Origin of the sequence: Kineosporia succinea (assembly GCF_030811555.1) — a bacterium.
GTDB classification, from domain to species: Bacteria; Actinomycetota; Actinomycetes; order Actinomycetales; family Kineosporiaceae; genus Kineosporia; species Kineosporia succinea.
Window position 1 is genome coordinate 3984891 of sequence record NZ_JAUSQZ010000001.1, and the last position, 13587, is coordinate 3998477.

Consider the following 13587-nt stretch of genomic DNA (forward strand, 5'->3'; position numbering starts at 1 on the left):
CGTCCGGGTAACTGGAACCACGGATCCGGCCCGTCGGTCGTTCACCGGATCGGACACCGGTTTTACACGATCAGGCAGGAAAGGCACCGATATCGGGAAGTTCGGAGGTCTTGGTGCCGGGGTGCGAGGTAATTCCCTAGTCTTCCCTCGTGAACATCCGTCGCAGCACTTTCAAGAAGCGCTCCGTGGCCGGTGCCACCATCGCGGTCACGGCCTTCGTGGTCACGACCGTCGGGGTGCCGCCGACGCTCGCCTCGGCGCAGCCGGTGGCCGTCCAGGCCACGAAGGCCACCAAGGCCAAGTTGCTGGTGAGTGCCACCCAGAAGGTGCCGGGCGGCGCGGTCGACGTCGACTGGCCGGCGGCCGGCCGGGCCCGTCTCGAGGTGGCCGGTCTGGCCACCGTCGGCAGCAAGAACAGCGCCACCGCCAAGGTCCCGACGGCCAGCATCGCGAAAGTGATGACGGCGTACACGATCTTGAAGAGCCACCCGCTCGCCGCGGGGGCCAGTGGCCCGAGCATCACCCTGACCTCGGCCGACGTGGCCTCGTACAACCGGCTCCGGTCCGAGGGCGCGACCGTGCTCAAGGTCAAGGCGGGCACCCGGCTGACCCAGCGGCAGCTGCTGCAGGGCCTGCTGATCTCATCGGGCGCCAACTTCGCCGAGACCCTGGCCCGCTGGGACTCCGGCTCGGTGAGCAAGTTCGTGAGCAAGATGAACGCGAACGCCAGGTCGCTGGGCATGACCAACACCACCTACGTGGACCCGACCGGCATGAGCACCAAGTCGGCCAGCAGCACCGAGGACCTGCTCGACCTGGCCCCGGCGGCGATGGGCAAGGTGGCGTTCCGCGAGATCGTGAAGACGAAGTCGGCCAAGATCCCGCTGAACACGCTGTCGAACACCAACAAGCTCCTGGGCTCGAACAACGTGATCGGCATCAAGACCGGCACGACCACCCCGGCCGGGGCCTGCCTGCTGTTCGCCGCCACCGACAAGGTCAACGGCAAGACCTACACGATCTACGGCGTGGTGCTCGGGCTGAAGGGCAAGTACAAGAACAGCCGCGCCGCCTACGCCAAGGCCATGGTGACCTCGACGCAGTCCGAACTGCGGGCGGTCACGCTGCTCAAGAAGGGCACGCCGCTGGTCTCGGTGACCCGGGCGAACGGCAAGGTCGAGAAGTACGGGGTGAAGGCCAGTCTCAGCGCCCCGGCCTGGGACGGCCTGGCGTACAGGCTCAGCCTGCCGTCCGGTCTGGCCAAGGGCCAGACCCCGAAGACCATCACCGTGAAGGCAGGGGCCAAGAGCTACACGACGGCTCTGGTGAAGGTCGGCTGAGCGGCCGCCGCAACTGCCTCAACCGGAATTAACCCTCAGGGACGGTGCTGACCAGGATGTCAGCACCGTCCCTGGGTGGTTACTGGGAGCGATGGTCAAATCTTCGTCAAGCAGGCTGATCGGCCTGTCTCGGGCCGTTATGATTTCGGTACGTGACCAATCGTGGTCCGGCGGCTGCGTCGATCGGTTCTTCCGATCCTCTCGGTGATGAGTCCGGACAGGAGGCCGGAGCTCGTCGATGCCTGAACGTCCCCCGCACCCGTACTCGCCGGCCCCTGACGAAGAACTGTTCGTGCCCCGCAGCCGCCGTGACGCGCGCGCCGCGCAGCAGGCTCAGGAAGCGCCCCGGCGAGACCACGGCGAGTCGGCGGTGGGTGGCCCGTCCCGCCCGCACGGCACCGGCAGGCCGTCCCGCTCCACCGCCCGGCCCACTGAGAGCCGGTCCTCCGGCCCTCAGTCCTCCGAACGCCGCGAGCCGATCGACAGCGCGCCCCACACCCACTCCCTGGGCAACGTGAGCCGCCCGGCCACGCGCCGGGCCCGTCGCGAGGCCGAGAAGGGCCGCCGCGCCCGCAAAGACCGCAGGCCGTCCCTGGTCACGGTCGTGAGCGGGGCCGCTCTCGTGCTCGCCGTGCTGGCCGGTGTCGTCGTCGCCATCGACCGCATCCCCACCGGGCCCGACACCACCGGCACGGCCGCGCTCACGGCGGCCACCGCGTCCACCAGCGCCTCGCTCGCGATGGGCGAGACCACCCCCACGCTCGCCCCCTCGGCCAGAGCCACGGCCACGGCCACGAAAACCCGGAAGGCCACGGTCAAGAAGTCCGAGACCAGGGCCGCCGCGGCCCCGGCCCCGAAGAAGACCACCGCGAAACCGGTGGCCGGGGCGGCGGACTCGGTCAAGCTCGGGGTCTTCCGGGGCACCTACCCCGGCGAGGTCGAGGCGTTCGGCGACTGGCTGGGGCGCGACGTCGACTACGCCACCGACTTCTCCAGCCGCACCAGCTGGGACGAGATCGCCAACCCGGCCTACATGCTCGAGGCATGGAAGGGCTCGGGCTACCGCATGGTCTACGCCACCGCGATGCTGCCCACCCAAGACGACTCGGCCACCATGGCGGCCGGCGCCGCCGGTGAGTACGACCAGTACTTCAAGACTCTCGCGCAGAACCTGGTGAACGCCGACCAGGGCGACTCGATCATCCGGCTGGGCTGGGAGTTCAACCTCAGCGCCTCGCGCTGGCACCCCGACACCAAGGCCAACTTCATCGGCTACTGGCGGCACATCGTCGAGGCGATGCGCTCGGTGCCGGGCACCGAGAAGCTCGAGTTCGACTGGAACCCGAACATCGGTGGCGAGGTCTACGACTCCACCAAGTACTACCCCGGCAACCAGTACGTCGACTACGTCGGCATCGACACCTACGACATCTCCTGGGTCGAGGGCTCGTACCCCTACCCGAAGAGCTGCAACGCGGCCTGCAAGCAGTCCAGCCGCGAAACCGCCTGGAACAACACGCTGAACGGCACGTTCGGCCTGAACTTCTGGGCCGACTTCGCCAGGAGCAAGGGCAAGCCGCTCACGCTGCCCGAGTGGGGCCTGTGGGAGCGGCCCGACGGTCACGGTGGCGGCGACAACAAGTACTACATCCAGCAGATGTTCGACTTCATCAACGACCCGTCGAACAACGTCGGCTACCACTCGTACTTCGAGGTCAACGTGGGCAGCAGCGGCTCGCACATGCTCGAGACCCACACCTCGGCGGGAAGTCTCTTCAAGAAGCTCCTCGGCTGAACCGGCGCGCACCCGGCCGGTGTCGGGGAGGCGGTGCCTGACCAGGCATGCTGGTGCCCCTGAACCGTGACGGAGGTACCTGGCATGCGCGCAGTGGTGTTCGAGGCGTTCGGTGACGTCCCTGAGGTGCGGGAGGTCCCCGAGCCCGAGGCGCCGACGGGCGGTGTGGTGGTGGCCGTCGAGGCGACCGGTCTGTGCCGCTCCGACTGGCACGCGCTGGCCGGGCACGACGACGACGTGAGGCTCCCGCACGTGCCCGGGCACGAGTTCGCCGGGCGGGTGCGCGCGATCGGTTCCGGGGTCACCGGTTTCGCGGTCGGGCAGCGGGTCACGGCTCCGTTCGTGTACGCCTGCGGGGTCTGTGAACCCTGCCGTCAGGGCGACGGTCAGGTCTGCCTCGACCAGCGCCAGCCCGGTTTCACCCGCTGGGGTTCCTACGCCGAGCAGGTGGTGGTCGAGCGGGCCGCGGTGAACCTGGTGCCGCTGCCCGACGCGGTGCCGATGGAGGTCGCGGCCGTGCTCGGCTGCCGGTTCGGCACCTCGTTCCGGGCGGTGACGCAGGTGGGCCGGGTGCGTGCGGGCGAGTGGGTGGCTGTGCACGGGTGCGGCGGCGTGGGTCTGTCGGCCGTCGCGATCGCCGTGGCCTCCGGCGCCCGGGTGGTCGCCGTCGACGTCAACGACGCGGCTCTCGCGCTCGCGGCGCGTCTGGGGGCCGAGGTCACGATCAACAGCTCAATGGTGGACGAGGTGGTCGCGTCGGTCGTGGAGGTCACCGGCGGCGGTGCGCACCTCTCCCTGGACGCACTCGGCGCGCACCAGACCTGCGTCAACTCGATCCTGGGCCTGCGCCCGAGGGGACGGCACGTGCAGGTCGGTCTCCTGCCTCCCGTCCTGGGGCTGCCGGCCGTGCCGATGCACGTCGTGATCGGCCGGGAGCTCGAGGTTCTCGGCTCGCACGGGATGGCCGCGCACGCCTACCCCGCGCTGCTGGGGATGGTGGCGGGCGGGCGGCTCGACCCGGCGTCGATGATCACGACCCACCTCACGCTGGAGGAGGCCGGGCCCGCTCTGGCCGCGATGGCCGAGCGCCCGCCGAGCGGGGTCGCGGTGATCGACCCGCGCCGGTAGCCCCGCGCCGGTAGCCCCGCGCCGGAGCCCGATCAGGTGAGCGAACCGTGCCGGTTCAGCTCCGGTTCGGGCCGCCGGCCAGGTCGTTCTCGTAGGCGATGACCACCAGCTGGGCCCGGTCGCGGGCGCCGAGCTTGCCGAGAACCCGGGACACGTGCGTCTTCACGGTCAGCGGGGAGAGCACCAGTTCTTCGGCGATCTCCTTGTTCGACATGCCGGCGGCGACCAGGCCGAGGATGTCGCGCTCGCGGTGGGTGAGACCGGTGAGGTCGTTCCTCGGCGGTGCAGAAGAGGGAGCCGGCGTGGGTCTCTGCGTGGTGACGTAGGCCTGGATCAGCCGCCCGGTGACCTGCGGCGCGAGCAGGGCCTGACCTTCGTGCACCAGCCGCACCGCGTCGATCAGGGCCTCCGGCTCGATGTCCTTGAGCAGGAAGCCCGAGGCCCCGGCCTTCAGCGCGCCGAACACGTACTCGTCCAGCTCGAACGTCGTCAGCACGATCACCCGGGTGCCCGGCAGGCTCGCGGTGATCCGCGCGGTGGCGCCGAGCCCGTCGGCGCGGGGCATCTGCACGTCCATCAGCACGACGTCGGGCCGGGTCTGGGCGGCCAGGGTGACCGCGGTGTCGCCGTCGCCGGCCTCGCCGACCACCTCCAGGTCGGGCACGGCGTTCATCAGGGCCCGGAAACCGGCCCGCAGCAGGGGCTGGTCGTCGACCAGGAGCACCTTGATCACGGTGCGTCGACCTCTTTCTCGAGGGGGAGAACGGCTTTCACGAGCCAGCCGCCGGTGGGGCGGGGCCCGGCCTCCAGGGTGCCACCCAGCGCGGTGGCCCGTTCCCGCATGCCGCGCAGGCCGTTGCCCGACCCGCTGCGGCTGAGCAGGTCGGTGGGGGTGCCGCCGTCGTCGCTGATCCGCAGCGTCAGGGCGGAGCGGTCACGGGTGACGGTGATGTGCGCGCAGGTCGGCCCGGCGTGCCGGAGCGTGTTGGTCAGGGCCTCCTGCACGACGCGGTAGGCCGTGGTGCCGACGGAGGTGGGCAGATGCGGCCCGACGTCGTCGATGTCGAGAGTCAGGTCGATGCCGGCGGTGCGCATGCTCTCGGCCAGCTCGCCGAGCGCGTCGATGCCGGGCGGGGGAGCGCCGGTGGCCTCGCGCAGCACCCCGAGCGTGGAGCGCAGGTCGGTCAGGGCGTCGCCGCTGACCTGCTTGATGGTGCGCAGCGCGACGTGCGCCTCGTCCGGGTCGGACTTCACCAGGTAGGCACCGACCCCGGCCTGCACGTTGATGGTGACCAGGGCGTGGGCGACCGCGTCGTGCACGTCGCGGGCGATGCGCAGCCGTTCCTCGCTGACCCGGCGCCGGGCGGTCTCCTCCTGGTTGCGCTCGGCCGTGGCCGCCCGGTCCAGCAGGGCCTGGGTCCAGGCGCGGCGGTCGTGAGCGGCCACCCCGAGGGCCAGCGGCAGCACCACCAGGGCCATGTTCTGTGCGGTGCCCCAGCTGAGCACGGCGTGCGGGCTGTAGATCTGCAGGATCGCCATGGTCAGAACGGCGCAGACGGCCCCGGCCGCCAGCGAGACCCGGCGGCCGTAGTGGCTGGCGACCTCGTGGGCGCAGAGCACGGCCGGGCCGGGGATCGTGTTGTAGATGCCGGCGTCGGCCTGGGCCAGCACGAACAGCGCCGTGAACGCGAGAACCAGCGACCCGACCGGGAACTGACGGCGCACGAGCACCGGCAGCGCCGCGAGCACGATGGTCGAGACGGAGCCCACGGCCGGCGGCAGGTGGTGCAGACGCAGCTCGACGAGCATCAGGACGACGCAGAGAACGGTCAGCGCGAGGTCGGCGGGACGGGGTGCGTGAAGCCGGGGCACGGTACCGAGCCTAGAAGCCATCGGCCCTCCCTTTCGCGGTTGCCGCGTAACAGGCCGAACCTCCCCGCCGGGCGGGGAGGTTCGGCAGATGGACGGTGCCGGATCAGGAGGCGGTGACGAGTTCCGGCCGGCCCTCGGACAGGCCTACCCGGTCGTGCACCCGGCGCAGCCACATCGGCGACCACCAGTTCCACTTACCCATCATCGCCATCAGGGTCGGCACCAGCAGCGACCGCACGATGAACGCGTCCACCAGCACCCCGACCGCCGTGGCGATCCCGATCTGCTGCATGAACGAGATCTCGCTGGTGCTGAAGGCGCCGATGGCCACGGCCAGCAGCAGCGCGGCGGCCGTCACGATGCTGCCGGTGCGGCCCAGGCCGGTCGCGACCGCCTCGCGCTCGCCGAGACCGGACTCCCGCGCCTCCTTGATCCGGCCGAGCAGGAAGACGCCGTAGTCGGTGGAGAGGGCGAAGACCATGGCCGCGGCGACCAGGAAGTTGGTCGGCTCGACCCCGCCGTTGGGTGTGTAGCCGAGCAGGCCGGTCAGGCGGCCGTCCTGGTAGACGAAGGTGATCGCGCCGAGCGAGACCCCGACCGTGAGCACGTTCATCACCACGGCCTTGACCGGGAGCACCACCGAGCCGGTCATCAGCCAGAGCACCAGCATGGTCAGCACCACGAGCAGGGTCACGGCCAGCGGCAGGGTGCTGCCGATCGCGTCCTGCTGGTCGATGAACTCGGCGGCCGGCCCGGCCACGAGCGCGTCCACGCCCCGGTCCGCGGCCAGCGCCCGGACCTCCTCGACCACCCGGCGGGCCTCGTCGCCGGCCGCGTCCCCCTTCACCAGGAGGTCCAGCTGCCAGGTGTTCGCACCCAGCGAGACCGGCTCGGCCGGTGCGGCGACTCCGGGGAGCGAGGCCGCCGCGTCCGCGAAGGACGTGACGTCCGTGCCCCGCAGAGCGACGGTGACCGGGGTGCTGCTGTCACCGGAGTAGCGCTCGGTCAGGGTGTCGGCGACGATGCGCGAGCTGAGGTCCTTCGGGATGATCGTGGCGTCGACCGGGGTCCAGTCGGCGCGCAGCGCGGGGGCGGCCAGCACCAGCATCACCAGGGCGGTCGCGGTGGCGATCACGCCCGGCCGCCGCATCACGGCGTGCGAGAGGCGGTACCAGCGGTCGTCGTCCCGCGAGCGGTCCTTGGTGCGGCGGGCGAGCTTCGCGCCCCAGAGCCCGAAGAACACCGGCGCGACGACGAGCGAGGCCAGCGCGGCGACCACCGCGACCGCCGCCCCGGCGATGCCCATCGACCGCAGGAAGCCCATCGGGAACACAGCGAGCGTGGCCAGCGCGACGGCCACCGTCGCAGCCGAGTAGACCACCGTGCGACCCGCCGTGCGCAGGGTGGTGAGCACCGCGTCCGCCCCCGTGACCCCGGCCGCGAGCTCCTCGCGATACCGGTTGAGCAGGAAGAGGGAGTAGTCGACGGCCAGGCCGAGACCCAGGCCGATCACCAGGTTGAGGGCGAAGATGCTCAGTCCGTAGAGCTGGTTCACACCGGTCAGCACCGCGAACGTGCCCATCACCGTGGTCACCCCGACGACCAGCGGCAGCACCGCACCCCGCCCGCCGAAGATCAGGATCGACAGCAGCACCAGCGCCGGGAAGGCCAGCAGCTCGGCCCGGGTCAGGTCCTGCTCGGTCTGCTCACCGAGCTGCAGGCCCATCACCGCCGAACCACCCGCGGTCACCGCGTCGTTGCCGTCGAAGGCCTCGAACACGTCGTGGCCGACCTCGTCCTCGGAGGCGCTCGCCAGCAGCGTCCCGGTCACCAGCACGGAACTGCCGTCGGACGCGGAGCCCGCGGCGGCGACGTCGGTGACGCCCCCGATCCCGCTCAGGGTGGAGACGGCCCGGTCCACGGCCGCGGGCTCGACGATCAGCAGCACCCCGGCCGACGCCGCCCGGCCGGTGGCCGCCTCGATCCGCTCGACCGCCCGCACCGACTCGGCGTCGCCCGGGGCGAAACCGCCCTCGGTCTGCATCGCCCCGGCCACCGGGCCACCGACGACCCCGGCCAGGGCGACGAACAGGAGCACGGCCAGCAACGACCGGCGGGGAGCGTGGTGCAGGAGCCGGACGAGGCGGCCCGCGAAGGAAATGTTCATGGCTCGAGCCTCGGACCCGGGCCCGGTCCACCGCGTCCGTCGCGGGAAGGCACTCGTGGGCAGAACAAAAGGCCGCGTACCGCGCTCGGTGTACTCCCCGGGATGTAGCCGGCGATGCGTCAGGGAACTGGGAAGATGACCACGGGTGACGCGGATGTGACCACTGGGCGACCGGCAGACGGGCCTTGAGCCCATTGGGACTGTGAGAGACTTTCACCGCTCGAGCCTGTTCGGGCGAGAGGTCCGACCATCCTTGATCCTGTTGCCCGGGGGTTCCGCTGACGACTCACGACGTCGTATTCGAGCCTTTCGAAGCATCGACTCGGTTCCGACTTGCCGGCATGGCCGTTCATCTCTACACCGCGAGCGGCACTGTTCTCGCGTTCCTCATGGTGATCGCCGCCTTCGACGGTGACGCGATCAGGGCCCTGTGGATCAGTCTGGCCGCTCTGGTCATCGACGGCACCGACGGCATGCTCGCCCGGCGCCTGCGGGTGAAGGAGACGATCCCGTCGTTCGACGGCGCCCGCCTCGACGACATCGTCGACTACATCACCTACGTGTTCGCGCCCGTGGTGCTGCTGTGGACGTGCGGCTACCTGCCCGAGGGCGTGCTCGGTGGCACTCTCGCCGCCGCGCCGCTGCTGGCCTCGAGCTACCAGTTCTGCCGGGTCGACGCCAAGACCGACGACCACTTCTTCCTGGGCTTCCCCAGCTACTGGAACGTGGTCGCGTTCTACGTGATCGTGGCCGACCTGAGCCCGGCCACCACCGCGATCATCCTGGCGGTGTGCTCGGCGCTGGTGTTCGTGCCGATCAAGTACATCTACCCGTCACGCACCCGGGCCTTCCGCCGCACCAACCTGGCGCTCACCGCGGCCTGGCTGGTGGCCTACGCGGTGCTGCTGTCGCAGAAAGACGCGGGCAGCCCGAGCCAGATCATCATCTGGGGTTCGCTCCTCTACATCGCCTACTACTTCGGCAGCAGCGTGTACCTGCAGTTCGCCGACCGGGCGAAGGCGAAGGAGCCCGTCGAGGCCTGACCGGCCTGACCTCGAGAAACGCCCCCGGCCCGTCAAGGGCCGGGGGCGTTTCTCATGCGCGCGAGCTGGTCACCACTGCCAGATGTACGGGCTCTCCGGCGAGCCCTCGGCCCCCAGCCCCAGGCCGGTCGCGCTGTTCCACCACTGGCTGCCGATGTAGAACTCGGAGCCGTCGGGGCGCAGGCCCACGACGTCGACCTGGTTGGCACCGCCGTGCGTGTTGAACGACGTGATCCAGCAGTCGCCCGGGTTGACGATCGTGCTGGCGAAACCCCCGGTGCTGGCTCCGCTGTCGTTGATCTGCCGGTCCAGGATGTGGATGTAGGCCGGGTAGTTGCCCTGGGCACACAGCTGGATCTGGCCGTTCGGGATCGTCGAGGCCGACGCGGACGTGGCCGTCGCGGTGGCCAGACCGGCCGTGGCGACGACGGCGGCCAGACCGGCCGTGATCCGGCGGTGCATCGCGTGCTTGAGCAAGGTCTCTCCCTGGTGGAGGTCGGTTGCTGACGACCGGGTGCACGGGGGCCCGGCCGGTCCGGTTCACGCCCGGCCGAGGCGGGAAGCAGGTCTACCCGCGAGGCTCAGATCAGCGTGAACGACTCCCACGGCCCGATCGCGTCGCGATTGGCGACCAACCCGGCATTCCCCGAGTCCTCGGCGCACACGTACTTCCCGTTCGCCCCGCTGCGCAGGCTCACGGTGCCGTCACCGTTCTTGACGAGGGCGAAGATCTCCCACCCGCCGACGGCGGCCCGGTCGGCGGTCAGGGCCGAGGCCCCCGCGTCCTCCGCGCAGACGTAGTCACCCGTGCCCCGCGACCGCAGCGCCACGTTGCCCGCGCCCAGGTCGATCAGGCCGAACGTCTCGGCCGTGCCCTTCGCCGCGGCCGAGGCCACCAGCCCTGACGCCGACGCGGTCACGAACCTGCCGTTCGCCGCCGCCTTCAGCCCGACGTTTCTCGTCGCGTCGTCGCCACCCTCCGGATCGGCGCCCACCATCGGTGAGGTGGGACGCTTCGCGGTCAGCGCGATCTCGCCCTTCAGCATCCTCCCGCCGTCGTTGGTCAGGCGCAGGTAGTAGTCGGACGAGCAGGCCGTGCCGTCTTCGTCGAGCGCCAGGAAGCCGGGCGGGGTGGTCGCGGACGACTCGGTGGTCTTCGCGATCTGGTTGCCCTCGTTGTACTCGTCGAACATCGAGATGTAGAGGCCTGCCGCCCCCACCCCGACCAGGTTGTAGAACTGCCGCCACATGAAGTCGCCGTGGGCGCGCTGACGCTCGCTGACATCACCGGGCAGCACGCACGGCTGGTAGTCGATGCCGTGGGCGTCGCAGTCGGCCTGGTCGGGCGCGTTCACCTTCTCGGCGAACCAGTCCGAGCCGGCGGCGTCACCGATGCGCCCGACCATCCACGGCGAGAGCATGTCGAACGCGTGGTAGACGTCGAGGAAACCGGCGCGGGAGTCGTTCTTGCCCTCGCGCCAGTAGGTGGGCACGCCGCCGATCACGTAACAGCCCTGATCCTGTAGCCAGGTGATCACCTTCAGGCACTCGGCGGCGCTGAACGCGTGATTCTCGTCGTTGAACCCGAAACCCCAGATGCAGACCACTGGCTTGCCGTTCTGGGTCGCGTACGCGGAGGACGACGTGTAGGCCTTCATCGTGCCGGTCCAGTCGGCGGGCAGCTGGGTCGCCATCTCCTTCCAGCCCGTGACGTCGTACATGACGTAGAACTTGCGGCCGGTCGCCTCGGCCGCGGTGCGCACCTTGGCGGTCATGCCGTCGCGGGTCGGGCCCTCGCCACCGGTCGGGTCGAAGCGCTGCAGGGCCGCGGTGTCGCAGCCGTTCTCCTGCATCCAGGCGAAGTGCACGTCCACGGTCTGCTGGTCGTACGACGAGAACAGCTCGGCTGGCTTCCCGTTGCCGAGAGCGGCGAAGCCGGTCCGGTAGGTGTTCTCGTACTCGCCCGTCTCGGGCCAGGCCTTGATGCCGTTGTTGCTCGCCGAGGGCGCCTTCTGCGCGTCCGGGCTCCAGTGCCACCAGCAGTTGACGGGGGCCTGGTCGCCGATGGCCGCGAACCAACCCTGGTAGCCGACGGTGATCTTGCCGACGACGTCACCGGCGGCGCTCTTCGCGACGGTGGCGGCAGGCGCGGCGACGACTCTCTGCACCCCGAGAGCGCCGAAGGCGGCGAACGGGGTGGCCAGGGCGGCGGCGAGGACGGTACGGCGGCGTGTGGTGGCCACGAGGGAAACTCCCGGGACGAATGGGGCAGAGGCGGTCGGACGGCGGGCCCCGCGCGTGTCCGCGCCCGGGGCCTGCGCGTCGCGACGCTACTGAGGCGGTGCCGCCGGGATGGTCAACCGGAACTCAGATCTGGTTCAAAGGTGGCTCATGACAGGGCAGTTCAATGATCCAGGCCACAGAACCGGAGTGAACCGGACCGGGCTCCGGGCCGTTCGGGGGAGGGGCGTGCGCAGGGCACAGCAGCCTCCCGGACTTCTCCCAGGCCGGCCTGGGACAATGGTCGGGTGCTGCTCGGACTCGGCTCTGCTCTCGTCGCCGCCGTGATGTACGGCGTGGCGTCCATCCTCCAGGCGACCGCCGCTCGGGAGATCCCGGAGGGTGGCCTCACCGTGCGCACGCTCGTCGAGCTGCTGCGGCGCCCGATGCTGCTGGCCTCGATCGTGCTGATGATGCTCGGCTACGTGTTCCACCTGATCTCGGTGCGCCAGGTTCCGCTCTTCCTGGCCCAGACCGGCATCGCGATGAGCCTCGTGGTCACGGCCCTGCTGGCGGTGCGCTACTTCCACGACCGGTTGAGCCGCCTGGAGTGGGTCGCCATCGCCGCGGTGGTCGCGGGTCTGGTGCTGCTGTCGTCGGCGGCGGGTGACACCGGCACCGAGCGGGCCACCCCCGTGCTCACCGGCACGCTGTTCGCCGTGCTCGTCGGTATCGTCGTGGTGGCGTTCGTGGCCACCCGGTTCGAGGGCACCTTCGCCGCCGCGGTGCTCGGCCTGGCCGGTGGCATGGGCTACGCGGTGGTCGCCGTCGCCTCCCGGTTGCTGCCCGACTTCGTGCTCGGTGACCTCGTCACCTCGGCGTCCACCTACGCCCTGGTGCTGGCGGGCGTCCTCGCGTTCTTCCTCTACTCCCTGGCGCTGCAACGGGGGTCGGTCACCGCCGCCACCACCGCGCTGATCAGCACCCAGACCGTCGCGCCGGCCGTGGCCGGGGTGGCCTTCCTCGGCGACCAGGTACGCGACGGGTTCTGGGCCGTGTTCGTGGCCGGGTTCCTGCTCACAGCGGTGGCCGCGGTGGTGCTGGTGCGGTTCGAGGAGGGCGTCGACCCGCTGGCCGACGAGCCCGAGCCGGCCCCTCACGAGCTCCCGCCGTCCGCCTCCCGGCCCTGATCCGCACCGCTCCGGATGCCACTTTGGATGACAGACCGGTGCGACTTCGGCCTGACGTCATCGCGTCCTGACCTGAATAGCGTTCAGGACATGGCGAAAACCCCGGAACGCTGGCACCTCACCACCACCGACGGCCGCACCCACACGGTCGAGGTCTCGCAGCGCCGCCTGATCCGCAGGCTCCGCTGGACCTGTGACGGCGTCGAGGTGGCGCGCTGCCGCACCGTCGACACGACTCCGATGCTGGACGGTGGCGAGAACGGTGCGATGAGCCTGCGGCTGATGCCGATCGGCGGTTCGGCGCTGAGGGTCTCACTGCATCAGGCGGAGGGTGACGACACGGCCAACGTTCGCGCCGTGCTCGGCCGGGGCGGCCGTGACCTGCTCCCGGCCGTGGGCAGCCAGGCCCACGCGCGCCAGGAGGTCATGCGGGACAGGCCGTTTCTCTACGTCGCCGGCCAGACGGCGATCGCGACCGCGGGGGTGTTGCTGCCGGTTCTGCTCACCGCCCTGGTCGCGTTGATCGGCTGGCACTTCTCGGTCGGCCTGCCCGGGATCCCGGTGCCCGACCTGCCGCTGCCCAGCGTCGATCTGCCCAAGATCCCCCTGCCCGACCTGCCCGACCTGCCCGACCTGCCGGACCTCCCCGACCTCCCGCACGTGCCCGGCTGGGTGAGTCTCCTCGTCCCGATTGTCGGCGCGGCCCTCTTCGCCTGGGGTGAGCAGGACCGGGTGAAGAAGACGAAGGAGCCCGAAGAGGAGCCCAAGGGTCTCAAGGGTCTCTAGGGTCAAATGTTGCAAATCGCCTCCTGGCGGCAATCTTGCTGTGCAC

11 protein-coding genes are annotated in these 13587 nt (G+C 70.5%); 6 read left to right on the top strand and 5 right to left on the bottom strand.

Features of this window, described 5'->3' with window-relative positions:
- Nucleotides 1–149: 149 nt before the first annotated feature.
- The 3 genes from J2S57_RS17425 to J2S57_RS17435 all read left to right on the top strand — a co-directional run bounded on the left by J2S57_RS17425 (nucleotide 150) and on the right by J2S57_RS17435 (nucleotide 4263).
- The gene (locus tag J2S57_RS17425) at nucleotides 150–1340 is read left to right on the top strand and encodes a D-alanyl-D-alanine carboxypeptidase family protein (RefSeq protein ID WP_307244157.1); all 1191 of its coding nucleotides are present in this window, start codon (nucleotides 150–152) and stop codon (nucleotides 1338–1340) included.
- A 238-nt stretch (nucleotides 1341–1578) separates the two neighbouring features.
- Complete coding sequence (locus J2S57_RS17430; protein WP_307244160.1) at nucleotides 1579–3135, top strand: glycoside hydrolase family 26 protein; 1557 nt, start codon at nucleotides 1579–1581, stop codon at nucleotides 3133–3135.
- Between the two features lie 84 nt (nucleotides 3136–3219).
- Entirely contained in the window at nucleotides 3220–4263 is a 1044-nt protein-coding gene (locus tag J2S57_RS17435) for an alcohol dehydrogenase catalytic domain-containing protein (protein WP_307244163.1), read from the top strand.
- A gap of 55 nt (nucleotides 4264–4318) precedes the next feature.
- Here J2S57_RS17435 and J2S57_RS17440 read toward each other — a convergent pair whose 3' ends face one another.
- The 3 genes from J2S57_RS17440 to J2S57_RS17450 all read right to left on the bottom strand — a co-directional run bounded on the left by J2S57_RS17440 (nucleotide 4319) and on the right by J2S57_RS17450 (nucleotide 8302).
- Complete coding sequence (locus tag J2S57_RS17440) at nucleotides 4319–4996, bottom strand: response regulator (RefSeq protein ID WP_307244166.1); 678 nt, start codon at nucleotides 4994–4996, stop codon at nucleotides 4319–4321.
- Nucleotides 4993–6135 carry a sensor histidine kinase gene (locus J2S57_RS17445; RefSeq protein WP_307244169.1) on the bottom strand — a complete coding sequence of 381 codons (1143 nt, stop codon included), beginning with the start codon at nucleotides 6133–6135 and terminating at the stop codon, nucleotides 4993–4995. Before J2S57_RS17445 ends, J2S57_RS17440 begins: the two co-directional genes overlap by 4 nt.
- Before the next feature lie 103 nt (nucleotides 6136–6238).
- Entirely contained in the window at nucleotides 6239–8302 is a 2064-nt protein-coding gene (locus J2S57_RS17450) for an MMPL family transporter (protein ID WP_307244171.1), read from the bottom strand.
- A 341-nt stretch (nucleotides 8303–8643) separates the two neighbouring features.
- On the opposite strand from J2S57_RS17450, the gene J2S57_RS17455 reads away from it, so the two are divergent.
- Nucleotides 8644–9345: a CDP-alcohol phosphatidyltransferase family protein gene (locus tag J2S57_RS17455; protein WP_307244173.1), complete on the top strand. Its 702-nt coding sequence runs from the start codon at nucleotides 8644–8646 to the stop codon at nucleotides 9343–9345.
- A gap of 69 nt (nucleotides 9346–9414) precedes the next feature.
- Here J2S57_RS17455 and J2S57_RS17460 read toward each other — a convergent pair whose 3' ends face one another.
- Together J2S57_RS17460 and J2S57_RS17465 are read right to left on the bottom strand one after the other, a co-directional pair.
- The gene (locus J2S57_RS17460) at nucleotides 9415–9822 is read right to left on the bottom strand and encodes a hypothetical protein (protein ID WP_307244175.1); all 408 of its coding nucleotides are present in this window, start codon (nucleotides 9820–9822) and stop codon (nucleotides 9415–9417) included.
- A gap of 104 nt (nucleotides 9823–9926) precedes the next feature.
- On the bottom strand, nucleotides 9927–11588 hold the full coding sequence (locus tag J2S57_RS17465) for a hypothetical protein (RefSeq protein ID WP_307244177.1): 1662 nt from the start codon (nucleotides 11586–11588) through the stop codon (nucleotides 9927–9929).
- Between the two features lie 285 nt (nucleotides 11589–11873).
- On the opposite strand from J2S57_RS17465, the gene J2S57_RS17470 reads away from it, so the two are divergent.
- On the top strand, nucleotides 11874–12755 hold the full coding sequence (locus tag J2S57_RS17470; protein ID WP_307244179.1) for a DMT family transporter: 882 nt from the start codon (nucleotides 11874–11876) through the stop codon (nucleotides 12753–12755).
- Between the two features lie 90 nt (nucleotides 12756–12845).
- Nucleotides 12846–13541, top strand: coding sequence for a hypothetical protein (locus tag J2S57_RS17475; RefSeq protein ID WP_307244181.1), 696 nt, complete (start codon nucleotides 12846–12848; stop codon nucleotides 13539–13541).
- Nucleotides 13542–13587: the final 46 nt, after the last annotated feature.

Coding starts and splice junctions, on each gene's coding strand:
- J2S57_RS17455 (WP_307244173.1), top strand. CDS start 8,644: ATGGCCGTTCATCTCTACACCGCGAGCGGCACTGTTCTCGCGTTCCTC.
- J2S57_RS17435 (WP_307244163.1), top strand. CDS start 3,220: ATGCGCGCAGTGGTGTTCGAGGCGTTCGGTGACGTCCCTGAGGTGCGG.
- J2S57_RS17450 (WP_307244171.1), bottom strand. CDS start 8,302: ATGAACATTTCCTTCGCGGGCCGCCTCGTCCGGCTCCTGCACCACGCT.
- J2S57_RS17430 (WP_307244160.1), top strand. CDS start 1,579: ATGCCTGAACGTCCCCCGCACCCGTACTCGCCGGCCCCTGACGAAGAA.
- J2S57_RS17475 (WP_307244181.1), top strand. CDS start 12,846: ATGGCGAAAACCCCGGAACGCTGGCACCTCACCACCACCGACGGCCGC.